This window comes from Herbaspirillum sp. VT-16-41 (assembly GCF_001994935.1).
Classification (GTDB): domain Bacteria; phylum Pseudomonadota; class Gammaproteobacteria; order Burkholderiales; family Burkholderiaceae_D; genus Herbaspirillum; species Herbaspirillum frisingense.
Genome location: NZ_MUXB01000086.1, coordinates 1 through 758 on the forward strand (window position 1 = coordinate 1; position 758 = coordinate 758).

The 758-nt window shown below is 38.9% G+C and carries 1 protein-coding gene and 1 pseudogene; both read left to right on the top strand.

Going from position 1 to position 758, the window contains the following annotated elements:
• Positions 1-211 (top strand): annotated as a pseudogene (locus tag BTM36_RS28720) (ISLre2 family transposase); the annotation flags it as partial.
• A 235-nt stretch (positions 212-446) separates the two neighbouring features.
• On the top strand, positions 447-626 hold the full coding sequence (locus tag BTM36_RS06850; RefSeq protein WP_077235682.1) for a hypothetical protein: 180 nt from the start codon (positions 447-449) through the stop codon (positions 624-626).
• Positions 627-758 lie beyond the last annotated feature (132 nt).

A 758-nucleotide genomic window follows, 5' to 3' on the forward strand; every position in this document is an offset into this window, starting at 1 on the left:
ACAAGGGATTCTAAATAAAACATTACGATCCGTCTATTTGAGAGACCAAAGGCGAAGTGTAAGAAAACAACGAGACGTGAAAAAAGTGGTTCGTATGACTGAATTTCTACGCCAGGAAACCCAGCCGTCAATTGGAGCAAAACAAGGTAAAATAAGCCTAAATACAGCTCATTCATCAGCTATTGGACAGTTAATAAAAAGTTTTAGATAACACCCTGATTTTTAGGTAAGGTTCTTGGTTTTTAGAACGTTACCTAAAAATTGGGGACAGCAAGCGACAAGGGTCGCGCGGTAGCCGAAAAAGTGTACAAAAATAGAGTGCCGGAAATATTGGTGTGAAAGACACACCGAGAAAAACTTGACACATACTATAGGATGCAAATAATTGCAAATTATCTGATGCATATGCTAATTTAAATATAAATGAGAATGATAGGTGAAAGCTTATGCAAAAGATGGATGGACGAAAGCTGAATGAAATAGACAAAAATATTGAAAAAATGAAGGAGATATTTCCGGAAGTTTTTACAGAGTCAAAAATTGATGTAGAAAAATTAAAACTATTATATGGAGAGCATCTTATAAAAGAGAATAAGGAATATGAATTCTCGTGCCATCGAAAATGATTACATCTCGGTAGTCATCGGATCTTTACATACGAGAAGCATCCATCGTAGCCAGCTTGACGCCCTCTTCCGGCCTTCCGCCCTCTGTTGCAACCCGGTACGCGTTGGCGACGCGAGAGCGTGCTTCCTCGA

Excerpts from the sequence above, each read along its gene's own strand:
- BTM36_RS06850 (WP_077235682.1), top strand. The coding sequence starts at position 447 with ATGCAAAAGATGGATGGACGAAAGCTGAATGAAATAGACAAAAATATT.